Below are 23,971 nucleotides of genomic sequence, written 5' to 3'. Positions count from 1 at the left end.
CAACCATTATCCAACCGTACCAATGCTCAACATTGAAGTCGCCATCGCAACTACATAAAAATGCGCGCCGTGCACAACAGTTAACACAGTAATGAAGGTTGTTGCGCTCTCTAATGGAATAAGCTAACTACGCGAGCGCATCATAGCAAATTCCTTTGCTGGCTTTATGTACAGGATTGAGGATGGTTTAGGGATTGATTATTGCCAATAAAATGGCAGCGCCCTGCGGAGCTTCTTAATAGTCAAAATTAATAGCGCTACAATTGCCTCATTGTGATACTTCGGAAAACGCCACCGCAACGCTCGTAGCGGCTACAAGCATGCCGTGGCTTTTAATAAAATAATGACTACCGAGGTGGAAATGTCTCAAAAAATAAAAAAAGTGGTAATCGCCGGCGGCGGAACATCAGGTTGGTGCACGGCAGTGGCGCTATCAAATCAGCTAGGTATCTTGTTAGATATCACACTCATCGAGTCAGCTGAAATAGGTACGGTAGGTGTAGGCGAAGCGACCTTTCCAACTATCTGCTCTTTCCACAAAATTCTCGGCATTGATGAGAAAGATTTTTTAAGTGCAACCATGGGTAGTATCAAGCTGGGCATTTCCTTTGAAAACTGGGCGCGCAAGGGTGATCGGTATATCCATCCGTTTGGATCATTCGGCAAGCCCAACTGGATGGGTGATTTCTATCATTACTGGCTGGCCGCTAAAGCCCGGGGTTATGAAGGCGAGCTTGATGACCTCTGCTTTGAGTTACAAGCTGCAAAAGCCCATAAATTTGCCCCCACCGAAAACCCGAAACTCAACTATGCCTACCATTTTGACGCTAGCCTTTACGCCAAATTTTTGCGCAAGCTTAGCGAAGAAAAAGGCGTAACGCGTGTTGAAGGGAAAATCACTCAGGTTAAACAAAATGCTGATACTGGCTTTATTGAATCTGTGGTGCTGGAGTCAGGTACCAGCATTGAAGGTGATTTGTTTATCGATTGCACCGGATTCCGCGGGCTGCTTATTGAAGACACATTAAACGCCGGATACGAAAAGTGGGGACAGTGGCTGCGCAATGACAGCGCTGTGGCGCTACAGACAGAATTTTCCGGTGACATTCCTCCTTATACCCGAGCGATTGCCCATGACAGTGGCTGGCAGTGGAAAATTCCGCTGCAACATCGCCAGGGTACGGGCCATGTTTATTCCAGCGCGTATATTTCCGATGAAGATGCAAGAAATACCTTGTTACAAAATTTGGATGGAGACATCAAAGCAGAGCTTCGATTGCTTAAATTCAACACCGGGCGCCGCAAGCAATCATGGGTAAAAAACTGTGTTGCTGTAGGTTTGGCGGGTGGATTTGTGGAGCCGCTAGAGTCAACCAGTATTCACTTGATTCAAATAGGAGTACTCAGATTACTGCAGCTATTCCCATTTGAAGGATGTAATGAGCCGTTGATTCGCCGTTACAATGAGCTAGCTCGTAGCGAGTACGAACATGTGCGAGATTTTATTATATTGCACTACAAAGCGACCGAGCGCGATGACACCCCCTACTGGCGCGACTGCCGCGATATGACCATACCGGATTCGCTTGCAGAGAAAATTGAGTTCTTCAAAGCAACCGGCCATGTGCACCATGACGCAGATGATGTTTTTAGAGTGACTTCATGGTTGCAGGTAATGTTAGGGCAACGTATAGAACCTCAAGGTTACCATCACATTCCACATACTTTAACTGATGAGAGAATTTTTTCCGGCCTCAACTCAATGAAAGCAAATATTGCTGCAGCCGTCGAAAAATTACCGTCACATGCAAATTTCCTCAAAACCTACTGTTCAATGAAAAAGCCCGCTCATCATTCATCTATGCTTTCAGGATATACAACCGTGAGCTCCGAATGACGTAATCTAGTGAAATAATGACTTTGAAGAGAAACGAAAATAACAACAGGCACAAACAAGATAATAGCCCGGATGAAAACCGGGCTATTATCTTACGCTCAAAAAGTACTTGAGCGCTTCAGCAATCAGCCTTTAGCGCGCTCTTCCAGAATCGCAACGGCTGGCAGTTTTTTGCCTTCTACGAATTCCAGGAAGGCGCCGCCGCCGGTGGATACGTAGGAGATTTTGTCAGCGAGGTTCCATTTGTCGATGGCTGCCAGTGTGTCGCCGCCGCCAGCTACCGAGAAACCTTCCGAGTCGGCAATGGCGCGGGAGATGGTTTCAGTGCCTTGTGCGAAAGCATCGAATTCAAAGACACCGCAAGGGCCGTTCCACAGAATGGTTTTGGCGTTTTTGATAATGTCAGCAACGCGTGCAGCGGTTTCCGGGCCGTAGTCGATAATTTCTTCGTCAGCCTGAATTTCGTTGGCTTTTTTAGCGACCGCAACAGAGTTGTGGTTCCACGCTTTAAAACCTTCTTTGGTGACACGTACGTCAGTCGCAAACACTACGTCAGTTGCAGCGCGCAGACGTTGTGCTTCCGGGATCAAATCTTTTTCGTACAGTGAGTTGCCTACTTCGTTACCGGCAGAGGCTACGAAGGTGTTGGAAATACCACCACCAACGATCAGGGTGTCAGCAATTTTTGATACGGCTTCGAGCACGCTCAATTTGCTGGAAACTTTTGAACCACCAACAATCGCCACCAGCGGACGAGCCGGGTTGTCGAGCACTTTGCCCAGCGCTTCCAGTTCAGCAGACAACAGCGGGCCGGCAACCGCTACCGGTGCAAATTTGGCTACGCCATGGGTAGACGCTTGCGCACGGTGTGCGGTGCCAAAGGCGTCCATAACAAATACGTCACACAGAGCGGCCATTTTTTTCGCCAACTCATCGGAATTTTTACCTTCGCCAACATTGAAGCGAACGTTTTCCAGCAATACCAGGTCGCTGTCACTGGTGTAACCGTCTACCCAGTCTTTTACCAGCGGCACTTCACGGCCGAGTTTTTCGCTGAGGTATTTGGCTACCGGTGCCAATGAAGAAGATTCTTCGTACACGCCTTCGTCCGGACGGCCGAGGTGAGACATAACGGCAACTTTTGCGCCTTTTTCCAGCGCGGCCTTGATGGTAGGAATGGCAGCGTCAATACGCACGGTGCTGGTGATGCGACCGTTATCCAAAGGTACGTTCAGGTCTTCACGAATCAGTACGCGCTTACCGGCGAGATCCTGGTCTTTCATTAATTTTACAGTCATGGTTTGCTCCGAATAAAAACCGACACTTGGCCATTTTTCTAAAAAATCTTATTTGTGAAGCAAAACACCCGGCCGTAGCCGGGTGTTTCGAGTCATCAGTCTTGCAGTAACTCTTCTACGGTGTTGACGATGTTGTCAACGGTAAAGCCGAAGTGTTCCATCAGTACGCCACCTGGTGCAGATTCACCAAAAGTGGTCATACCGACGACGCGGCCATCGAGGCCCACGTATTTTGCCCAGTAGTCAGCGTGTGCAGTTTCAACCGCAACACGGTTCAGTACAGACAGCGGCAGAACCGATTCTTTATAAGCTGCATCTTGCTGGTCGTATACGCTGGTGCTCGGCATGGAAACCACACGCACTTTGCGACCGGCGGCACGCAGTTTTTCAGCCGCTTGCAGAGTAATGGAAACTTCCGAACCGGTAGCGATCAGGATGGCATCCAGCTCGCCTTCGCTGTCAGACAGGATGTAACCACCGCGAGCGATGTCAGCAACCTGTGCATCGGTACGGTTGATCGGGTCAAGGTTCTGACGGCTGAATACCAGAGCAGACGGGCCGGTTTTGCGCTCGATAGCGGCTTTCCAGGCAACGGCTGATTCGGTGGCATCGGCCGGACGCCAGGTTTCCAGGTTCGGCGTCAAACGCAGAGTGCCCAGTACTTCGATTGGCTGGTGAGTCGGGCCGTCTTCACCCTGACCGATAGAGTCGTGGGTGTAAACAAACACGTTACGCAGTTTCATCAGCGCAGACATACGCACAGCGTTAGCGGCGTATTGCTGGAACATCAGGAAGGTAGCGCCGTAAGCGATGAAACCGCCGTGGGCAGAAATACCGTTCATGATGGCGCTCATACCGAATTCACGCACACCGTAATAAATGTAGTTACCGCTGGCATCTGCAGCTTCGATACCTTTGGACGATTTAACGATGGTCAGGTTGGAACCGGCGAGGTCAGCAGAACCGCCCAGCAGTTCCGGCAGTACCGCAGCATAAGCGGCGATGCTGTTTTGAGAGGCTTTACGGCTGGCAATTTTTTCGCCTTTGGCCTGGCTTTCTGCAATAAATGCATTGGCAACTTCTGCAAAGTTTTCCGGCAGTTCGTTGTTAACCACACGACGCTCGTATTCAGCAGCCAGCTCCGGGTGAGCAGCGCGGTAAGCAGCCAGTTTGTCTTGCCAGGCTTTTTCAGCAGCAGCGCCTTTGGCAGTTGCGTCCCAACCGTCGTAGACATTTTGCGGAATAACAAACGGCTCGTGAGCCCAGCCGAGGGTTTTACGCACCAGTGCCACTTCATCGTTACCCAGCGGCGAACCGTGAGAATCGTGAGAGCCTTGTTTGTTCGGCGAACCGAAACCGATAACGGTTTTACAGCAAATCAGGGTTGGCTTGCCGGTTTCTGCACGGGCAGCTTCTACCGCAGCGCGAACGGCATTGGCATCGTGACCATCTACCGAGCGGATAACATGCCAGCCGTAAGCTTCAAAACGCTTCGGCGTGTCATCGGTGAACCAGCCTTCAACGTGGCCGTCGATGGAGATACCGTTGTCATCATAGAAAGCGATCAGTTTGCCCAGGCCCAGAGTACCGGCCAGTGAGCAGGATTCGTGAGATACACCTTCCATCATGCAGCCATCGCCGAGGAATACGTAGGTGTAATGGTCAACAATGTCGTGACCTTCACGGTTGAATTGGGCAGCGAGGATTTTTTCAGCAACGGCCATACCGACGCCGTTGGCAATACCCTGACCCAGCGGGCCGGTAGTGGTTTCAACGCCCGGGGTGTAGCCCAGTTCCGGGTGACCCGGAGTTTTCGAATGTAACTGACGGAATTGCTTCAGCTCTTCAATCGGCAGGTCGTAGCCGGAAAGGTGCAGCAAAGAGTAAGTCAGCATGGAGCCGTGACCGTTGGACAGTACAAAACGGTCGCGATCAGCCCATGACGGGTTTTTCGGGTTGTGCTTCAGGAAATCATTCCAGAGGACTTCGGCAATGTCTGCCATTCCCATGGGAGCGCCCGGGTGTCCGGAATTGGCTTTCTGGACAGCATCCATACTGAGAACGCGGATGGCGTTGGCAAGTTCGGTACGAGAAGGCATGAGGCTTAAAGCTCCTTAAATTCGTTACGCAATTGTTATAAAAGGACGGCCAGCCGATTGCGGTCGTCTGCGACAAGCTTGAATGGCCTCTGCTGGGCCCTGAATCATTGGTTGGTTGATGTATACGCCTGGAAAATCCTGCAAACAGGATAAACAAAAGGCAGCATTTTCCCTTACCTGTCGCAGTCCGTAAAGGCGCAGACGTATAGAAAGCCAACAAATGACTCTCAACTGCATTTTCATGGGGGCTACAGCCACCCTATATCAAAATATTTTGATATAGAATTACCAACCTGCTAGACTCGCCGCCATGTTGATTACCAGCCTTCAGGCCACGTCTGAAACCCTCGACGACCCCGATTTTTCGCTTCCAGCCCTGTTAAAGGCGGCGGGCGATCCTTTGCGTCTGGATATTTTGCGCGTACTGGCGCAAGACTCTTTCGGGGTGCTGGAGCTGAGCGGATTGTTTGGCGTCAAGCAGTCTGGCATGAGCCACCATTTAAAGGTGCTGGCCGGTGCAGGGTTACTGACCACCCGTCGCGAGGGGAATTCCATCTTTTACCGTCGCGCCAGTTTTGCCCCGGATCACCCGCTGGCGGCATTGCAGCAGCAGTTGTTTCAAACGCTGGATCAACGCCCGATTGCCGATTATCTGGCCGTTCAACTGGCGAGCTTGCAGGCAGAGCGCAGCGAAGCATCGCGTCAGTTTTTTCTGGATAACGCCCATAAATTTCGTGCCCAGCAGGATTTGATTGCCAGCTACCCGGTGTATGCCGAGCACATCAGCCAGTTGTTGCACAACACGCCGCTGCCGGCCACTTCCCGCGCGTTGGAAGTTGGTCCCGGTGAAGGTGAATTTTTGGCAGTGCTGGCGCAGCGTTTTGATCAGGTGATTGCGCTGGATAATGCCGATAGCATGTTGGAAAAATCGCAGCAGTTCGCCAACAAACATGCGCTGGGCAATATCACCTTTATTGGTGGTGATACGGCGGTGCTGGCAAAACATGCGGTCGCGGTGGATTGTATTGTGGTGAATATGGTGTTGCACCATACGCCTTCACCCGCCGATATTTTTCAGCATTTGGCGGATGCGTTATGCACCGGCGGTGCGTTGTTGATTACCGATTTGTGTCGTCACGAACAAACCTGGGCACGCGAGACGTGTGGTGATTTGTGGCAGGGTTTTGAGCCGCAGGATTTTAGCCGTTGGGCGAAAGCAGCCGGGCTGGAAGAAGGACAGAGTGTTTATGTTGCGCTGCGCAATGGTTTTCAGGTGCAGTTGCGACAGTTTTTTAAGCCTGGTTAAAAGCGACTTGTGCTTCGCAACCGTTTGGCATCAGGTCGTGTATTTCAAAAACGCATGAATACATCCCTGTAGCTCCGACGGGTCATCCATGACCCGACGGTTTTGAAATACGCGACCTGACACCAAACTCGCAGTGTGCCAACGCTAACCCGTGTTAATCGTTTAAAATTATTTACCACATTTTTGTAGCCGATTTAATTGCTATTTTTTGAAGGAAAAAATCATGTCTGAATATGCCGTTTTTACGTCCGAGTCTGTATCCGAAGGCCATCCCGACAAGATGGCGGATCAGATTTCCGATGCCGTTCTCGATGCCATCATTAAAGACGATCCACACGCGCGTGTTGCCGTTGAAACCCTGGTAAAAACCGGCATGGCGATTGTTGCCGGTGAAGTGCGTACTTCTACCTACGTTGATTTGGAAGATCTGATTCGTCAGGTAATTCTGGATATCGGCTACAACTCCAGCGACGTGGGTTTTGATGGTGCGTCCTGTGCGGTATTGAACGCAATCGGTAAACAATCTTCCGATATCGCCATGGGCGTAGACGAAGCCGAAGAAAAAGACCTCGGCGCTGGCGACCAGGGTTTGATGTTTGGTTATGCCACCAATGAAACCGATGTGCTGATGCCGGCACCGATTTATTACGCACACCGTTTGGTAGAGCGTCAGGCTTATTTGCGCAAAAACAATGTGCTGCCCTGGTTGCGCCCGGATGCAAAAAGTCAGGTGACTTTGCGTTACGAAAATGGCAAGCCGGTTGCAGTGGATGCAGTGGTATTGTCTACCCAGCATTCACCGAATGTTAGCCAAGCTGATATTCGTGAAATGGTGCGTGAAGAAATTATTAAAAAAGTGTTGCCTGCCGAGTGGTTGCACGCTGGCACCCAATATCACATTAACCCAACCGGTCAGTTCATTATTGGCGGCCCGGTGGGCGATTGCGGTTTGACCGGTCGTAAAATTATTGTAGACACCTACGGCGGTATGGCTCGTCACGGTGGCGGCGCCTTCTCTGGTAAAGACCCATCAAAAGTGGATCGCTCTGCCGCTTATGCCGGTCGTTATGTGGCGAAGAATATTGTCGCTTCCGGTTTGGCAGATCGCTGCGAAATTCAGGTGAGTTATGCCATTGGTGTGGCCGAGCCGACGTCAATTTCCGTGAATACCTTTGGTACCGGTAAATTGTCTGATGCGGAAATTATTAATCTGGTGCGCGAGCATTTTGATTTGCGTCCGCGCGGTTTGATTGCGATGCTGGATTTACGCCGCCCGATTTATCGCCAGACCGCTGCTTACGGCCATTTTGGTCGTGAACTGCCGGATTTCACCTGGGAAAAAACTGACAAGGCTGATTTGTTGAAGAAAGCGCTTTAATAGAAAGATTGAGGCGCTCATTTGATGCCAGCCAAGTACTGAACACAAAAATACTTACCAGACATGCAAGCTGACCGGAAATAAATATGAAAAACATATCAGGCTGGCACAATGTAGTTTGGCGTTAGGACACTTGCTCCAAAACCGTCGAGTCAAGGATGACTCGTCGGAGCTACAGGGATGTATTCATGCGTTTTTGGAACAAGTGTCCTAATGACAAACGGACAGAATAGTAGGTGCCATGCTGCTCCGAAAAATAAGGGACTTAGTCAGCAAACTGAAATATGTAAAAAATATTTATTCTTCCCACCAGCCAAACCATGTAACCAGATACAGGACAAGAACGATGAGTTTTACAGATTATAAAGTTGCCGCTAAAACCGCCGAGCAGTTTGCATTAGATGCTAACTGGGGCCGTAAGGAAATTGATATTGCTGAAGGCGAAATGCCCGCACTGATGGCATTGCGTCGCAAGTACAAAAACAGCCAGCCGCTGAAAGACGCGCGTATTCTTGGCTGTATTCACATGACCATTCAAACCGCCGTGTTGATTGAAACACTGGTTGAACTGGGCGCAGAAGTGCGTTGGTCGTCGTGCAATATTTTCTCTACCCAGGATCACGCTGCCGCTGCTATTGCTGCTGCCGGCGTTCCGGTATTTGCCTGGAAAGGCGAAACCGAAGAAGAGTTCTGGTGGTGTATTGAGCAGACCATTCTAAAAGATGGCCAGCCATGGAACGCCAATATGATTTTGGACGATGGCGGCGATTTGACCCAAATCCTCCACGAAAAATATCCGCATCTGCTGGATAACATTCACGGTATTTCTGAAGAAACCACCACCGGTGTGCACCGTCTGGCTGACATGCTGAAAAAAGGCGAGTTGAAAGTTCCAGCTATCAACGTGAACGATGCCGTTACCAAAAGCAAAAACGACAACAAATACGGTTGCCGTCACAGCCTGAACGATGCTATCAAGCGCGGCACCGACCATTTGCTGTCGGGTAAAAAAGCGTTGGTTATTGGTTACGGCGATGTGGGTAAAGGTTCTGCTGCGTCTCTGCGTCAGGAAGGCATGATTGTTAAAGTGACCGAGATCGATCCGATTTGTGCCATGCAGGCGTGTATGGACGGTTTCGAAGTGGTGTCTCCTTATAATGACGGTTTGAACACCGGCAACTACGAAGATATTAACCACATTGTTCTCGGCACCACCGATCTGATTGTAACCACCACCGGTAACGTAAACGTGTGTGACTCAGCCATGTTGCGTGCTCTGAAGCGCAGCGCTGTGGTTTGTAACATTGGCCACTTCGACAGCGAAATCGATACTGCTTTCATGCGCAAAAACTGGGAGTGGGAAGAGGTTAAACCGCAAGTACATAAAGTGTACCGCGATAAAGCCACCAACGATCATTTGATTATTTTGTCTGAAGGCCGCCTGGTTAACCTGGGCAATGCCACCGGTCACCCGTCGCGTATTATGGATGGTTCTTTTGCCAACCAGGTGCTGGCACAAATGTATTTGTTCGAACGCAAGTTTGCTGACTTGCCGGCCGATCAGAAAAATGAGCATTTGTATTTGCGCGTATTGCCGAAAAAACTGGACGAAGAAGTGGCCAAAGACATGGTGGAAGGTTTCGGCGGTGTTATTACTCGCCTGACACCACAACAAGCGGAATACATCAGTGTAGAAGTGGAAGGCCCGTTCAAGCCGGATGCTTACAAATACTAATAAATAAGCCGGTCGGAGCAAAAATCCGACCGGCCATTTTGTTGGACGCTGAGCGCCAACCCACAGGAATAGAATATGAACGATTCAAGTCCGCGTTTAAGTTTTGAGTTTTTTCCAACGCGTACCGCGGAAGGCAAAGAAAAACTGCTTACTGTGCGCAATCAGTTGAATGCCTTTGCACCGGACTTTTTTTCGGTGACTTACGGCGCAGGTGGCTCTACTCGCGAAAATACCAAAGGCGTTATCACCTCATTGCGTGAAGCCGGCATCGCGGCTGCACCGCACCTGTCTTTTGGTGGCGATGACGAAGAAACCATTTTACAATTGCTGCGCGAATACAAAGACATGGGCGTTGAGCGTATTGTCGCGTTGCGTGGTGACGTGCCCTCCGGTATCGGCGGCACTTACCAGTTGGTGTATGCCAACGAGCTGGTGGCTTTTATTCGCAAGCATTTCGGTGATGACTTCCACCTCGAAGTTGCAGCCTATCCGGAAATTCATCCGCAGGCCAAAAGCTACAGCGATGATGTGCGTTACCTGAAAGGCAAGTTTGATGCGGGCGCCAACAGTGCCATCACCCAGTATTTCTTCAACCCGGATTCTTACTTCTACTTTATTGACCAATGTCAGAAGCAAGGCATCACCCAGCCGATTTACCCCGGCATTATGCCCATTCTCAACTACCGCAATCTGACCCGTTTTTCAGACACCTGCGGAGCAGAAATTCCCCGCTGGTTGCGCAAGGCGCTGGAGAACTACGGCGACGATGAAGCCAGCATGAGAAGTTTTGGTATTGATCTGGTCACCGAGCTGTGCGAAGTGCTGCTGGAGAACGATGCGCCAGGCCTGCATTTTTACACCATGAACCAGACCGAGCCGACCGCTCAAATCGTTACCAATCTGGGCCTGATTCCTACCGAGTAATACCCTACGATAACGCGCAGCCCGGTCTGCGCGTTGTTTTCTGCAGGCAGAATAAAGTATGCTGGCGGCTTAATATCTACTGATCATTACCCCCGTGAACCAGCAAGAACCTCAATATTTTGTTTTGATCGTTCCCGGCTGTTTGTTACTCCTGGGTTTGGCCTTCCTGCTTGGCAGATGGATCTTGCGCGACCAGAGGTTTTTATCCTGGGTAGCCGCCGGCTACATCATCCCTTCCCTGGCATTAAGCGCGCAAAGTTTGATGACCAATGCGCAATTGGCTGACTGGTCGGTTGTCATTGCGACCTTTTATTTATTTGGCTCCTGGGCAGTCGCGCAAGGCATGGCAGTGCGCAACGGCAGCCACGCCCATCCTTGTATTGCACTGCTAATCGCCGCTATAACACTGGCCCTGTTGTTCTATTTTTCCCATATTGATGACCGCTTGTGGTTCCGTATCGTCATTTTAAATGCCGGTATTGCACTGGTGCAGCTATTGGCCGTGCGCAGCCTTTTTGCGCGCCCAACGCCGGAAGACTTGTCTGAGCGGGTGTTGAACATTTCCTACAGCGTATCCATTGCCTACACGCTTGCCCGCCCGCTGGTGGTTTACAGCTTTGTGCCAGCAGTGGATATGGATAACCTGACCCGCTCCAACTTATGGCTGTTGATGCTGGCAACCAGTGTGCTGCTTTGCCTGTGGTTTGCGCTGGTGGTATTTGCCATCACAGTGCGGGATATCCTGTTAAAAGTGAGTGATGAACGTTATCGCGACTCGCTCACTCTGCTGCTGAACCGGCGTGGTTTTTTTGAATCTGCCAAAATTTTTATGAGCCAACCCGGCGACCAGCGGTATTTTTTGCTGGTGTGCGACATTGATCATTTCAAACACATCAATGACAACTGGGGTCATCTGGAGGGTGATCAGGTACTGCAAGTAGTCAGCCGCACCCTGCTGACCAATGTCCGGGGCGGCGACCTGGTTGCCCGTTTTGGGGGCGAGGAATTTGTTATGTTGATGAAAGGCAACAACATGACCGATGCCAGCAGTCTGGCGGAACGTATTCGCTACCAACTGGAACAAACCACCTTCAGCCACAGCGCTGAAAAAGTTACCGGCAGTTTTGGTCTGGTTGAAGTCAACTCGCTTCAGGATCTCCCCGCCGCCATCGGCCGCGCCGACGCGTTGCTCTACCAGGCAAAAAACGCTGGCAGAAACCAGATATGTGTTACCGCCTGATCCGCTGAGCCAATCACGATCTGCGTTTGACAGGCCGGTTATAATGCGTGAAACCACGCATCCGCACGATGGATTTTTTATGCAAAAGTCGCTGTTCGGTGAACAGGAACCTCTTTTCGAAAAACCGCTAATAAAATCCGGCACCCCGGTTGAACCCCTGGTAGCCGAAGCAGAATTAATGGCGCTGGCCGATGCGTTGCCGGCCCATTTGCGGCTGGGCACATCATCGTGGAATTATCCGGGCTGGAATGGTTTGGTGTGGGATGGCGAATACACCGCCAATCATTTATCCCGCCAGGGTTTAACCGCTTATTCGCAGCACCCGCTGTTTCGCACGGTGAGTATTGATCGCAGTTTTTATCGTCCGTTGAACGTTGCGCAATTTGCCGAACACGCCTCGCAAGTCGGGCCGGATTTTCGCTTTGTGGTCAAAGCACCCAGCCTGGTCACCGATGCGCTGGTGCGCGATGAATCCGGCCGGGGCATGCGCGCCAATGCCACCTTCTTAAACGCCGCTGAAGCCGTACAAAAATTTGTTGAACCCGCGCTGGAAGGCCTGGGCAGCAAACTCGGCGCACTGGTTTTTCAAATCAGCCCGCTGCCCGGACAATTGCTAATGCGCATGCCGGAAATGATTAACCGGCTGCACCGTTTATTAAAAGCCATTCCGGATTTACGCAGCATTGCACCGGATGGTGTGGTGGCCGTAGAAGTACGCGACCCGCAGTGGCTGGTGCCGCAATTTGTGCAAGCACTGCGCGATGCCGGCGCAACTTATTGTATGGGGCTACACCCCAAGATGCCGCCGATTGCCGAGCAGTTACCGATTTTACGTGCGCTCTGGCCCGGCCCGCTGGTATGCCGTTGGAATTTGAATGCGCTGCACGGCGCTTACGGTTATGAAGAAGCGCGGGACTTGTATTTACCTTTTAACCGCATGGTTGATCCCGATCTGGAAACCCGCTCCGCTCTGGTTCGCGTCATTGCCGGCACCGCAGGCGCCGGGCAAAATGTTTACGTCACACTCAGCAATAAAGCCGAAGGCTCGGCGCCACTGTCGATTATTGAACTGGCTCGTGCCATTCGTCTGAATGTTCAGGGCATCGGCAACAAATAATAGCGTTTGTTTGGAAAAAGCAATCAAACACAGAAATTATCATTTTGAGGAGTTTTCCAGCGACTCCCTGAATTGCTGCTGCGCGCGATAGAGTTCTTTTAAAAATATATAAGTGCTTTCCCGATGCGCTGAAAGAATGGATGTATCCTCTTCAATATCCTGAGCAAGTCGAAACCCCTCACCAAGACTACTGGGGTTGGACTCGCCGGCATGCCCTCTCACAAAAAGACGGCTCCATGCTCCATTTGAACTATAATTGCCGCCACGATGAATAATTTTTTTGTCAAACCTGATCATTCCGAAGAAAAATTGCTGCCGACCGCACTCAGTTACCCAGGCTGAGCCGTCTGATGGAGCGCCGTTGTAATTGGCGTGCTCGCAATCCTCTACATACTCTCCCACATTACCAATCATATCGAAGAGTCCAAAAGCATTTGGCTGGTACACGCCCACAATTGAGGTGTATTCCGCATGGTCATTACAGTCAACCCCCGTCCAATCCAAACCTATATCGCGCTCAAATGCGCGCGCTCCAGACTCATCAAAAACATTTGCATATTCACACAAATTTTTCTCATCGCCACCAAAAAAATAATCCTCCTTTGAACCCGCTCTGGCGGCATATTCCCACTCTGCCTCGGAAGGAAGCCGGTATTTTGTCCCCGTTTTATGCGACAACCAGGTAATGTATGCCTTTGCATCCTTTTGTCCAATACACATTACCGGGTGAAAATCGGAGGGGGCATTTTGGGGCGATTTCCAGCTTCCCGGCAAGAATTCAACATGTCTCGTTCCTGTTTTTCGGGTCCAGCATTCGGAGCTAGCCTCATAATTTGTCGCCTCGACAAATTTTCGAAACTCCTTGATTGTGACTTCATATTGTGAAAGCTGAAATGTATCAACTTTCACAATATACTCAGGAAAGTGAGGTACCTTGGTCGGTTCTCCGATGTTGCTTCCCATAGTAAATATTCCCGCCGGAATAGTTACCATAGACGGAACAATGTAGTTTTTTTCTGCCAGCGAATGGCTTGAGTATGAAAATAGCAAACCGATTGAAAATAATTTTAACCAATTCATAATGCTTTCCTTGCAAGTTTTTCAAAATTTTGTGGCAAAGAATCCCCAAGCCACTGATAAGTGCTCAGCGCAGAAATAGGAAATAGGAAATAGGAAATAGGAAATAGGAAATAGGAAATAGGAAATAGGAAATAGGGAAAAAGATTACCTAGGAATCAGGAATAGAGTCTTTCGTGAAGGCCAAAATGTCTCCCGGCTGACACGACAGCACTTCACAGATTTTATCCAGGGTATCAAAACGTATGGCCTTGGCTTTGCCGGTTTTGAGTACCGAAAGGTTTTGTGGAGTTATACCCACCAGTTCCGCCAAAGTATTCAGACGCATTTTTCTTTGGGCGAGAACGACATCCAAATTAACAATAATTGGCATACACACTCCTTATATTGTCAGCTCGGATTCTTCGTTGATGTCACACCCGATTTCGAGCGCCCACAGCAATACATACATCAAACCAAAAAATATAAACCCAACGATAAAACCACCATTGATTGAAATTAATATCGATGGATATTTTATAAAAGTATAAACCCAGCCCGCAAACATACCGCTCAAGTACACCCCATAGATTACAAGCCCATTCATTAAAGCCTTGCGAGCATGTTCTATAGCTTTTTTATTAAAAATATCACCATTGGCAAAATGCCGAATTAACTCACGAAAGTGATGGGTAAGTTTCAATATCAGGAAAAAAATAATGATCATAACTATCGCAATGATGAGGCGTTGCAGAAAAAATAGTTCTGTATTATTAATCGAAACAACCCCCATAAATGTGAATTTACCCCCAATACTGACCAAAGCAAAAATCACTGCCAAAGGGCATAAAACCTGAAGTAAGTAATATATCCCGGTCAGACATAGGTACAGATAATGACTTAACTGTTTAATGCGAGCGATGCGCTCATGTTGCTGAACATTCATATCAGACTCTCCCTTGCTTCCCGGCCGAAAAAACCAAGCATATCGAAAAAATCATGAATTTCAACTATTAATTATCGAAAAACGATAAATAAACACCTAAGAATGGTAAATGCAAGTTGAAAAGACGGGTTTCTCCTGCTTTGTAGGGCAAACCGGTTGAAAATCGTTGTGGTCAACCGCGAAATTCACCGGCCAGTTGTGTTCGGGTGCGGCCTAACAAATAAACCCGATCTCCAGTAATTTCCAACCCGAGCCTTCCGGTACGTTGCGAGGCCTGAAAGGCTTGCAAGCGGTTTTTGCCCAGCCGCGTTGACCAATACACCGCCAGCACACAATGCGCTGCTCCGGTGACAGGGTCTTCCGGCACACCCATGCGAGGCGCAAAAAAGCGGGACACCATATCCAACCCCGGCTCATCACCAGGCGCCGTAACAATAAGCCCGAGCGCAGGCAGCGATGCTACCAGCGACATGTCGGGCTGAAGATTACGCACCAGCCGGGCGTCTTCCACCACAGCCAATAAAAAATGCCGCCCCTGCCCCACCCAGTAAGGCGCTTGCCCCAATAACCTCGTCAGCGCTTCGGGTGCCACATCCAGTTTTTGCGGCGGGTCTGCGGGCAGATCGAGCGAAATCATCGCCTCCGCCTTACTCGCGGTGAGCAAGCCGCTGCGGGTATGAAACAACAAATCCCAGCGGCTATCGCCCAGCTCCCGCCAGATCACATGCGCCGCCGCCAGGGTGGCATGGCCGCACAAATCCACTTCGCAACGGGGAGTAAACCAGCGCAAATTCCAGCTATCACCATCCCGACGTTGCAGAAACGCGGTTTCTGACAAATTCATTTCTGCTGCTACCTGCTGCATCCACGCCGAAGACCGGTTTTCAGACAATATGCATACCGCTGCCGGGTTGCCACTAAAAGGATCAGCCGATGAAGAAAAAGCATCAACAATATACATAGGGAATTTCATAAGGGGTTTCCTGTTCGCAGACAGTTCACTCTAGAAATTCCGCCACCATCGTTACAGTTGCAAAAAATAAAAATTGCATCGGTACAGTTGGACTTTTTTCCTATCTGTACCGATGATTAAATAATCCTTCTGTACCTATGCCGACACCCTGTTCGGCCGGAAAATCGGCACCATGGAAACCCGCTACCAGCAACTGGCTAACGAACTACACGACTTGATCCGACAGGGCAGCTTTCAGCCTGGCGATCGCCTGCCCGGCGTGCGACAACTGGGTAAACAACGTAACCTGAGTATTGCCACGGTTATGTCAGCCTACCGCTTGCTGCAAGATCAGGGTTTACTGGAAAGTCGCGAACGCTCCGGTTTTTACGTTCGCGCTCGGCACAACGAACAGCGCCCGCAACCCCGCTTTTTAAACAGCACCACAGCCCCGGCATTGGTCACCGGGCAAGACATGGTGCTGCAATTAATTAAAGCGGCGAACAACCCGGCGATGGTGCAACTGGGAACGGCAATACCTGCCCCGGAATTTTTACCCACACGCGCGATTGAACAGGCGCTGATACGCGCGGCTCGCCACCACCGGGTGCGCTCGGCCAATTATGAGTTCTCGCCTGGCGCACCCGAGTTGCGTCGGCAAATTGCGCGGCGCATGGCCGAAGCCGGTTGCGGAGTGAACCCCGACAATCTGGTTATTACCAACGGCGGCCAGGAAGCTTTAAGTATTGCCTTGCGCGCGGTTACCAAACCGGGCGATGTTGTCGCGATTGAGTCGCCCGCCTTTTATGGTCTGTTGCAAGTGCTGGAGTCGCTCGGCATTGAAGCACTGGAAATCCCCTCTCATCCGCAAACCGGTATGGCGATTGATGCGCTGGAACTGGCAATCAACCGCTGGCCTGTAAAAGCCTGTGTGGTGGTGCCCAATTTCAGCAACCCGCAAGGTTACTGCATGCCGGTAGACAACAAGCAGCGATTGGTACAACTGCTGGATAGTCGAAATATTGTTTTGATTGAAGATGATATTTACGGTGACCTGGCTTTTTCAGGACACCGGCCGCCGCTATGTATGGGCATGACCAAAACCAACAACGTTATTTTATGCAGCTCGGTATCAAAAACCCTGTCACCCGGTTTACGCATCGGCTGGATTGCCGCCGGCCGCTTTCAGCAGCGCGTCGAGTATTTGAAATATGTGCTGAACGTTGCCACACCCACCCTGCCGCAACTGGCCGTAGCCGATTTGTTTGAAAGCGGTGTTTACGAACGGCACTTGCGCAAAGTACGCCGCAACTATGCACAAGCCATTGCGCAGATGACGCAGCGCTTGCTGGAATATTTTCCGGAAGGAACACGCATTCCCGCCCCGAAGGTGGCTTTGTGCTCTGGCTGGAATTACCGGATTACGTGGACGCCTTTGATCTCGCCCGCAAAGCCCTGGCGCAAGGTATCAGTATTGCACCGGGCCCTATCTTTTCACCCGGCCAGCAGTACCGTAATTTTATTCGGCTGTCCTGCGCGCTGGTGTGGAGCCCGCGCATTGAAAAAGCGTTAATCACCCTAGCTGGCATGATGCCCCCCTGAGGTTCACAGTCCGCCCGTGTCATCAATAATTCACACAGTCGTCATTCTCTTGTAGCAGGTCTTTACGAGCATACAGTTTCTGATCAAGTCCCAAAGAGGATAACAACCTGTGCTTTCTTACCTGTTTGGCGGTAGGCCTGCGGCTGCTCCGTGTTTACTGCTATATCCGCATTGTCACCCACTACCTGATCAGACGGCGAGTGGTGTTTCTCGCTGGCTCTCTTCTATATTCCTTAAAAAATCGCTATCGCTGCGCGCACGCTGTGGCATGCCATTTTTTTGCGGAATATTTCTCTGCCATGATCATCAGGAACAAGACCATGCTTAAGTATTTTTCATCAGGATTTGTCACGCTGGGGCTCGGCATTGCCGTACTGTCACCTTGCAGTCTGGCGCTGGATAACAATAACTTCTCTCAGCTGAACAGCCGCACTGCCGGTAGTCAGCACTACACCACCGCAGCCGGAAAAGGCGCACTGCCCGCCTGGACATTGCTGGGTACTAATGGCGGTGTTATCGAAACGCTGGGGGTTGCAGCAGCGACCGACCAGAGCGTGTTTCGTTTTCACACCCTCAGTGCCAATTTCGGGGACAACAAACTTGATCAGTGTATGCCGCTGGATGCGAATCAAGATCTGAGTATCAGTTTTCAAGTGCGCACCAATGTCAGCCCGGTATCCAACGATTTGCGCCTGCGCGTGAACCCGACCTTTTACCGCGACATGGAAAGTTGCGAAAAAGATATGCAAGGTGATGCTACCACTCGCCGCTTGACCAGCGGTTCATTAGCCAATGCTGACCGGGATATTCGACTCGGCTCTGTCAGTGGTCTGCAAACCAATCAATGGCAAACCATTACCGCGGCAACCCACGGCACTAGCGGCCCATTAATTCATAGCGCCAGTGATTTTCCGGCGGGCACCAACGTCATGCGTTTTTCATTGCGCGTGCGCGATGACGCTGCATCATCTGTACGGCGTATCTGGGTAGACGACATTCAAATTACCCAACCCGGCAGCAGTGATAACCTGGTTCGCAACGGTAATTTTGATCATATAGATGTGCGCCATCAGGATTATTTGTTGGCCAATAGCGGTTGGCGCCTTGATCGCGATGGCGACACCGCTTTGCGTGCTGGCGCAGGTGAATTAAACACAACATCGGTTGGCAATAAGGCTTTTTATTTTCAAAACCTGACCGGCAACTTCGGCAGCAGCAGCCTTGACCAATGCGTAACAGTCAGTGGTACCGCTGACTTGCGCCCATCCGTCAGGGTGATGAGCCCTACACCGCATGACGCTCTGGGTATTCGCCTCAATGTAGATTTTTATAGCAGCCATGACTGCAGCAGCGGCGTTAACAGCGGCCTGCAATTGCGCGAAGATTTTGTACTCAATAATGTGCCGGGTGAATGGCGCAATCTGGTAACCGCCGATCTTCGCAATACTGCAGCATTAAGTGGTATTCAATCCGCACGCATCAGCATTCGTGCCCGTGATCGCAGTAATAGTGCTGGCACAGGGCCGGATAATTTTCAGCGCACTTTATTCGTAGATTCAGCAAACCTGGATGCCGCGCTTTCGTGCGATGCACCCGCTGAGGTGGGTTCTTATGAAGTTAAAGCGCTGTTAAATCCGGATATCGTGCTGAACAGCAGCCAGAAGTTAATCAGCAGCCTACGCAATGAACTTGCCACCGGCACATCGGTAAGAAAGTTTATGGTGCAATTTATGGATACCAATGCACTGGACTTGTACGACGAAGGCTGGAGCATTCGCACCCGCAAGCGTGAAGATCAAAATACCTACCGCTTGCAATACAAAAAACGTCAAGCGGTTACTACCGGCACTATCGCCAGCACCTTGCAAACCGCTTACCAGCAAGGCGTTACGCTTTGTAATAGCAATGAAGTGGAAGTGGATTGGGGATACAGCCGAAAAACCGTCAGTTTTCAACGCAATGTTGATTTGACTCTGCCACTGTACAGCGGCCTTAATTTACCCAACCTCGCCGATAATAAAACCATTGCCGCCGCCAACATTGTGCCGTTACTGACCCACTGGAACAGCACTGGCTGGGGTTACGATCAAATCGACAATGCACGTTTGTTCGGTAGTGTCTATTTCGAACGTTACACCGGTGACTTTAACGGCCTGGAACTGAATATCGAAATCTGGCATATCCGCAACGAAACCGGCACAGCCATGGAATATCTCGTTGAGGCCTCATTCAAAACCGGCAATGCATTAACGGCCGCCAACGAACGTGATCAGTTATTCCAATTGCTGGATAGCAAAGGCTGGTTGCTGACAGATTCGGCGTTGAAAACAGAAACCATTATGGAACGCTATTAATCGACGACCAGCCTGCCGGTATTTTTTACCGGCAGGCACTCGGGACACAACACAGGCCGGGTTGAAAGCAAAGCAGGCTTCGACTCGGATCTGTCATCAAAACGTCACCATAATGTCACTATTATCCGGGCTGAAGGCGGGCACTCCGTCCAGCCCTATTTTTCAAAGACACGCCATGATCTCTGCAAATGAAAACTCACTACCACTGCGCATTCGTGGCCTGGGTAAAACCTTTGGTGACCACATCGCACTGGATAATCTCAATCTGTCACTGGAACCAGGCCAGGTGTTGGCATTACTCGGCCCCTCGGGTTGCGGCAAAACGACGTTACTGCGCTGCATTGCCGGGCTGCTGGACGGCGATAGCGGAGAAATCAGTATTCGCGGCACCCTGGTCGCCAACGAAAAAATAAATTTGCCGCCGGAAAAACGCGGGCTCGGCATGGTCTTTCAGGACTATGCACTGTGGCCACATATGACCGTAGCGGAAAATCTCGCGTTCCCGCTGCGCATGCGCAAACTGCCACACACAGAACAGCAGCAGCGTATCAGCTGGGCGCTTGATCTGGTGGGGCTGGCCCACCTGGCTGACCGCAGCCCCGGCACTTTGTCTGGCGGGCAACAGCAACGTGTTGCGTTGGCCAGGGCAATTGTTGCACAACCGGCCTTACTGCTGATGGATGAACCACTATCCAATCTCGATAAAAATTTACGGACGCAACTGGCTCTGGAAATTCGCACCCTGATTGATGACCTGGGCCTCACTGCGGTGTTCGTAACCCACGATCAACACGAAGCATTTGCGCTGGCCGACAAAGTGGCGGTTATGCACAACGGCCGTATCGCGCAACTGGCTGCACCGGTTGAATTATTTAACCAGCCGGCCACACCGGACATCGCTGAATTTCTGGATGCGGGCACCATTATTGAAACCTCCATCACCGCTGCCGGTTTGCAATGGGGAAAACATCACCTGCCGCTAACATCAACGACGGCCTCAAGCCTTGGCGATGTTCGCGTGCTATTGCCGCATCGCGCCCTGGTGCTGCATGACGATGGCCCCTTGAGAGGTAAAGTGCGCAGCCGTATTTATCAAGGTGATTATTATCTGGCAGAAATTGATCTGGATATGGGCACCGCACAGAGTACGCGAGTCAAGTTACACCTGAGCCATTGCCCTGCCGCTAATATGCCGGTGAATTTGGCGTTGGTCAGCCGCAGCTTGCATGCCTGGCACAACAATAACCCGCTGACATTATCGCTGGCAGTGGTGCGTGAACGAGAGCTGGCATAAGTGTCGCTATTTTTCCAACCGTCGCGCATTCATGGTGTTGCCAGAGCCCATTTTGCAAACCCTGACGGCACACCACATTACTCACTTATTTTCTGAATCCCGAAGAGGACACCCCATGAAAATTTTATCTTTTATTGTTTTTATAGTGTTAGGCAGCACCGCCACAGCACAATCACTTACCGTTTATTCAGCAAACCCGAATGATTTGATTCAAACGCTGGCAAGCAAATTTGAAAAAAAATCAGGCACCAAAGTGCAGGTTTTCCAGGGAACCACCGGCCAAATCATGGCGCGCCTCGAAGCCGAGCGCAGCAACCCGGTTGCCGACGTGGTGATCTCGGCCTCCTGGGATTCAGCCACGGCTTTGAAAAAAGCGGGAGACTTACTGGCTTACTCGCCAGCAGGCGCCGAACATGTTCCGGATTTTTTAAAAGACAGCCATTACATTGCCCAGGGCGTAACCGCGCTGGCACTGGTGTGGAACAACAAAAGCAAAACGCCCAAACCCGCTGACTGGGGTGATCTCACGCATGCCGATTATCGCCGCCAGGTATTAATGCCCGACCCGGCACAAAGTGGCGCGGCCTTTGAATGGCTGGGCGGCATGCTCACTGCTCAGGGTGAAACCGCGACCTGGAATTTTCTCAGCCAACTTCGCAGCAACGGCATGCTGGTTTCCGGCCCCAATGCACGTGCACTCAACCCGGTTTTGCAAGGCGCCAAAGCGGCGGCTATTGGTGCGGTCGATTACATCGCTTACAACCAACAAGCGAGCGGCGAAGCCATTGATATTATTTTCCCGGCCAGCGGCACTGTTATTGCGCCGCGCCCCATCATGATTCTGAATTACAGCAAACAGCCGGAACAGGCCAAAGCCTTTGTCGATTATTTGTTATCGGATGCAGGCCAAACCGCCGTTGCCAATGCCTTTTTAATTCCCGCCCGCGAGGATATTCCCGCCCGTCGCCCGGGATTGGCTGACATCGCTTTGATTAAAATTGATAGCCATGCCCTGGAAGCCCGTCGCGGTGAAATTCTCAACCAGTTTCGCAAGGTGACCCGTTAATGCGCGCCCTTACGTTTATCAGTGCGCGCATGCCGATGCTCGTGGCGACCGCCAGTTTATTGTTACTGGTCGGCTTGCCGCTGCTGTTTGTTTTGTTGCAGGTCATTTTCCCCGAGTTAACGCGCGGTAGCCTGGCGCAGGCATTCAGTCCGTTATGGAAAAATCTTGCCGATCCGGAATTGATCGAATTAACCGGCAACAGCATCAAGCTCGGTGTCAGTGTGGTAGTGGTATCGGCGCTGATTGCTGTACCACTCGGCGTAGTGCGTGCACTCACAAAATTACCCGGTGCCGCATTGTGGGACGTGTTGCTGCTGGTGCCGTTTATGATCCCGCCTTACATCGCCGCACTGGCGTGGGTAATGACGCTGCAAACCAACGGTTTTAATGAACAACTGCTGGGGTTTTCCGGTGACGACCTGGTTTTTTCATTCAGCGGTATAGTGCTGGTGATGGCTTTTAATATTTTTCCGGTTATTTATTTTGCCGTATCACGCACGCTGGGCGCGGTAGGCGGCCGCTTTGCCGCCGTCGCCCAGGTGTGTGGTGCCAACCCGTGGACTGCTTTCTGGAAAATTACTTTGCCATTATCACTACCCGGTTTGGCTGCCGGTTTATTACTGGCGTTTGCGCTCAGCATTGAAGAGTTCGGCACACCCGCCACACTCGGCGCCGCCATCGGTTTTGAAGTATTGGTCACCGGTATTCATCGACGCTTTTCCGACTGGCCGCTGGATATGCCGGGCGCTGCGGTATTGAGCTTGATTCTGGTGTTACTGGCACTGCTCGCCTTCTGGCTGCAACACTGGCTGATCAACCGACGCAGCTACGTCAGTCTCACCGGCAAACCAACGCCGTTTGAAAAAGTCGAGCTGGGTGTATGGCGCTGGCCGGTGCTGGCGTTTTTTACGCTGGTTTGTTTTCTCGCGGTCGGAGTGCCGTTGCTTGCCGTGCTGGCGACAGCTACTACCGATACTTTATCGGGCGGGTTGCAGTGGAATAATTTTTCCACTCGCCATTTTGCAGCATTGTTTGCCAACCAGGATGGCGCCCTGGCAGCACTGATTACCAGCATCAGCCTCGCCACCGTCACCGCGCTGGTGACCGGCATTCTCGGTGCGCTGGTCGCTTATCTGGTGGTGCGCTCCAACTTCAAAGGTAAAAGCTGGCTGGATTTTTTATCGCTATTGCCCAACACCTTACCCGCTATTGTGGTCGCGGTCGGTTTGATCCTCGCGTGGAATCAAACCTTCTGGCCAGTGAATGTTTACAACACCAGCCTGATGTTGCTGCTCGCCTACAGCTGTTTATTACTGCCTTATCCCGTGCGTTACACCAGCGCCAGTTTGCGACAACTCGGTGAAAACCTCGAAGCCGCCGCGCGCGTATCCGGCGCCGGTTTTACCCGCAGCTTTATCCACATACTGCTGCCCCTGCTCGCCCCCAGCCTGCTGGTGGCCATGCTCATGGTCTTCGCCATCGCCTCCCGCGAACTGGTCGCCTCGCTCATGGTTACCCCCGCCGGCATGCAAACCGTATCCACCTTTGTATTCGGCCAGTTTGAACAGGGATCCCCGGGTGTGGGTATGGCGATGAGTCTGGTAGCGATTTTGACGACTACTTTATTGCTAACCGGTTTGACGGTATTCAGTCGGAAAAAATTACCGGATGCTTGATGAGTGAGTTCATGACTATAGCGGGGGTAAT

The 23,971-nt window shown here is 51.0% G+C and carries 18 protein-coding genes; 12 read left to right on the top strand and 6 right to left on the bottom strand.

The annotated features are described in order from the left end of the window. Positions 1–361: 361 nt before the first annotated feature. Positions 362–1,897: a tryptophan halogenase family protein gene (locus tag C4F51_RS02730; RefSeq protein WP_202987598.1), complete on the top strand. Its 1,536-nt coding sequence runs from the start codon at positions 362–364 to the stop codon at positions 1,895–1,897. A gap of 125 nt (positions 1,898–2,022) precedes the next feature. Here the strand turns inward: C4F51_RS02730 and C4F51_RS02725 are convergent, their stop codons facing one another. Next, complete coding sequence (locus C4F51_RS02725) at positions 2,023–3,195, bottom strand: phosphoglycerate kinase (protein ID WP_193906948.1); 1,173 nt, start codon at positions 3,193–3,195, stop codon at positions 2,023–2,025. A gap of 95 nt (positions 3,196–3,290) precedes the next feature. Further along, positions 3,291–5,294 (bottom strand): transketolase, encoded by a 2,004-nt coding sequence (tkt, locus tag C4F51_RS02720; RefSeq protein WP_193906946.1) that lies wholly within the window; start codon positions 5,292–5,294, stop codon positions 3,291–3,293. Between the two features lie 310 nt (positions 5,295–5,604). Here tkt and C4F51_RS02715 point away from each other — a divergent pair, with 310 nt between their 5' ends. The 6 genes from C4F51_RS02715 (at position 5,605) to C4F51_RS02690 (ending at position 12,994) form a co-directional block, all read left to right on the top strand. Further along, complete coding sequence (locus tag C4F51_RS02715; RefSeq protein ID WP_193906943.1) at positions 5,605–6,600, top strand: metalloregulator ArsR/SmtB family transcription factor; 996 nt, start codon at positions 5,605–5,607, stop codon at positions 6,598–6,600. A gap of 223 nt (positions 6,601–6,823) precedes the next feature. Further along, the gene (metK, locus tag C4F51_RS02710) at positions 6,824–7,978 is read left to right on the top strand and encodes a methionine adenosyltransferase (RefSeq protein ID WP_193906942.1); all 1,155 of its coding nucleotides are present in this window, start codon (positions 6,824–6,826) and stop codon (positions 7,976–7,978) included. A 346-nt stretch (positions 7,979–8,324) separates the two neighbouring features. Next, entirely contained in the window at positions 8,325–9,713 is a 1,389-nt protein-coding gene (ahcY, locus tag C4F51_RS02705; RefSeq protein WP_193906940.1) for an adenosylhomocysteinase, read from the top strand. A gap of 75 nt (positions 9,714–9,788) precedes the next feature. Further along, positions 9,789–10,637 carry a methylenetetrahydrofolate reductase [NAD(P)H] gene (gene metF, locus C4F51_RS02700; RefSeq protein ID WP_193906938.1) on the top strand — a complete coding sequence of 283 codons (849 nt, stop codon included), beginning with the start codon at positions 9,789–9,791 and terminating at the stop codon, positions 10,635–10,637. 184 nt (positions 10,638–10,821) lie between these two features. Continuing rightward, complete coding sequence (locus C4F51_RS02695) at positions 10,822–11,877, top strand: GGDEF domain-containing protein (RefSeq protein ID WP_193906936.1); 1,056 nt, start codon at positions 10,822–10,824, stop codon at positions 11,875–11,877. 43 nt (positions 11,878–11,920) lie between these two features. Next, positions 11,921–12,994, top strand: coding sequence for a DUF72 domain-containing protein (locus tag C4F51_RS02690; protein ID WP_235992261.1), 1,074 nt, complete (start codon positions 11,921–11,923; stop codon positions 12,992–12,994). Between the two features lie 39 nt (positions 12,995–13,033). On the opposite strand, the gene C4F51_RS02685 is transcribed toward C4F51_RS02690, so the two are convergent. From C4F51_RS02685 to C4F51_RS02670, 4 genes are all read right to left on the bottom strand, one after another. Next, positions 13,034–14,074 carry a formylglycine-generating enzyme family protein gene (locus C4F51_RS02685; RefSeq protein WP_193906935.1) on the bottom strand — a complete coding sequence of 347 codons (1,041 nt, stop codon included), beginning with the start codon at positions 14,072–14,074 and terminating at the stop codon, positions 13,034–13,036. Between the two features lie 148 nt (positions 14,075–14,222). Next, positions 14,223–14,444: a helix-turn-helix domain-containing protein gene (locus C4F51_RS02680; protein WP_193906933.1), complete on the bottom strand. Its 222-nt coding sequence runs from the start codon at positions 14,442–14,444 to the stop codon at positions 14,223–14,225. 9 nt (positions 14,445–14,453) lie between these two features. Beyond that, on the bottom strand, positions 14,454–14,996 hold the full coding sequence (locus C4F51_RS02675) for a DUF2975 domain-containing protein (RefSeq protein WP_193906931.1): 543 nt from the start codon (positions 14,994–14,996) through the stop codon (positions 14,454–14,456). A 172-nt stretch (positions 14,997–15,168) separates the two neighbouring features. Further along, a complete protein-coding gene (locus tag C4F51_RS02670; protein WP_193906929.1) occupies positions 15,169–15,969 on the bottom strand; it encodes a PhzF family phenazine biosynthesis protein in 801 nt (266 codons plus the stop codon). A 172-nt stretch (positions 15,970–16,141) separates the two neighbouring features. Between C4F51_RS02670 and C4F51_RS02665 the strand changes: the two genes are divergently transcribed. The 5 genes from C4F51_RS02665 to C4F51_RS02645 all read left to right on the top strand — a co-directional run bounded on the left by C4F51_RS02665 (position 16,142) and on the right by C4F51_RS02645 (position 23,940). Next, positions 16,142–17,521 carry an aminotransferase-like domain-containing protein gene (locus C4F51_RS02665; RefSeq protein ID WP_235992260.1) on the top strand — a complete coding sequence of 460 codons (1,380 nt, stop codon included), beginning with the start codon at positions 16,142–16,144 and terminating at the stop codon, positions 17,519–17,521. A gap of 349 nt (positions 17,522–17,870) precedes the next feature. Beyond that, complete coding sequence (locus C4F51_RS02660; RefSeq protein WP_193906927.1) at positions 17,871–19,904, top strand: hypothetical protein; 2,034 nt, start codon at positions 17,871–17,873, stop codon at positions 19,902–19,904. A 175-nt stretch (positions 19,905–20,079) separates the two neighbouring features. After that, positions 20,080–21,198 carry an ABC transporter ATP-binding protein gene (locus tag C4F51_RS02655; protein ID WP_193906925.1) on the top strand — a complete coding sequence of 373 codons (1,119 nt, stop codon included), beginning with the start codon at positions 20,080–20,082 and terminating at the stop codon, positions 21,196–21,198. 115 nt (positions 21,199–21,313) lie between these two features. Then, the gene (locus tag C4F51_RS02650; RefSeq protein ID WP_193906923.1) at positions 21,314–22,264 is read left to right on the top strand and encodes an ABC transporter substrate-binding protein; all 951 of its coding nucleotides are present in this window, start codon (positions 21,314–21,316) and stop codon (positions 22,262–22,264) included. Further along, positions 22,264–23,940 carry an ABC transporter permease gene (locus C4F51_RS02645; protein WP_193906921.1) on the top strand — a complete coding sequence of 559 codons (1,677 nt, stop codon included), beginning with the start codon at positions 22,264–22,266 and terminating at the stop codon, positions 23,938–23,940. The genes C4F51_RS02650 and C4F51_RS02645 overlap by 1 nt, the downstream gene beginning before the upstream one ends. Positions 23,941–23,971 lie beyond the last annotated feature (31 nt).

The sequence above is a fragment of the Cellvibrio polysaccharolyticus genome, from assembly GCF_015182315.1.
Classification (GTDB): domain Bacteria; phylum Pseudomonadota; class Gammaproteobacteria; order Pseudomonadales; family Cellvibrionaceae; genus Cellvibrio; species Cellvibrio polysaccharolyticus.
The sequence above is the reverse complement of the archived record's forward strand: the minus strand, read 5'-3'. Positions and strand labels throughout refer to the sequence as shown.

Bases quoted from the DNA above. Each gene is read 5' to 3' on its own strand.
- C4F51_RS02730 (WP_202987598.1), top strand. From the start codon at position 362: ATGTCTCAAAAAATAAAAAAAGTGGTAATCGCCGGCGGCGGAACATCA.
- C4F51_RS02725 (WP_193906948.1), bottom strand. From the start codon at position 3,195: ATGACTGTAAAATTAATGAAAGACCAGGATCTCGCCGGTAAGCGCGTA.
- tkt (WP_193906946.1), bottom strand. From the start codon at position 5,294: ATGCCTTCTCGTACCGAACTTGCCAACGCCATCCGCGTTCTCAGTATG.
- C4F51_RS02715 (WP_193906943.1), top strand. From the start codon at position 5,605: ATGTTGATTACCAGCCTTCAGGCCACGTCTGAAACCCTCGACGACCCC.
- metK (WP_193906942.1), top strand. From the start codon at position 6,824: ATGTCTGAATATGCCGTTTTTACGTCCGAGTCTGTATCCGAAGGCCAT.
- ahcY (WP_193906940.1), top strand. From the start codon at position 8,325: ATGAGTTTTACAGATTATAAAGTTGCCGCTAAAACCGCCGAGCAGTTT.
- metF (WP_193906938.1), top strand. From the start codon at position 9,789: ATGAACGATTCAAGTCCGCGTTTAAGTTTTGAGTTTTTTCCAACGCGT.
- C4F51_RS02690 (WP_235992261.1), top strand. From the start codon at position 11,921: ATGCGTGAAACCACGCATCCGCACGATGGATTTTTTATGCAAAAGTCG.
- C4F51_RS02685 (WP_193906935.1), bottom strand. From the start codon at position 14,074: ATGAATTGGTTAAAATTATTTTCAATCGGTTTGCTATTTTCATACTCA.
- C4F51_RS02680 (WP_193906933.1), bottom strand. From the start codon at position 14,444: ATGCCAATTATTGTTAATTTGGATGTCGTTCTCGCCCAAAGAAAAATG.
- C4F51_RS02675 (WP_193906931.1), bottom strand. From the start codon at position 14,996: ATGAATGTTCAGCAACATGAGCGCATCGCTCGCATTAAACAGTTAAGT.
- C4F51_RS02670 (WP_193906929.1), bottom strand. From the start codon at position 15,969: ATGAAATTCCCTATGTATATTGTTGATGCTTTTTCTTCATCGGCTGAT.
- C4F51_RS02665 (WP_235992260.1), top strand. From the start codon at position 16,142: ATGGAAACCCGCTACCAGCAACTGGCTAACGAACTACACGACTTGATC.
- C4F51_RS02660 (WP_193906927.1), top strand. From the start codon at position 17,871: ATGCTTAAGTATTTTTCATCAGGATTTGTCACGCTGGGGCTCGGCATT.
- C4F51_RS02655 (WP_193906925.1), top strand. From the start codon at position 20,080: ATGATCTCTGCAAATGAAAACTCACTACCACTGCGCATTCGTGGCCTG.
- C4F51_RS02650 (WP_193906923.1), top strand. From the start codon at position 21,314: ATGAAAATTTTATCTTTTATTGTTTTTATAGTGTTAGGCAGCACCGCC.
- C4F51_RS02645 (WP_193906921.1), top strand. From the start codon at position 22,264: ATGCGCGCCCTTACGTTTATCAGTGCGCGCATGCCGATGCTCGTGGCG.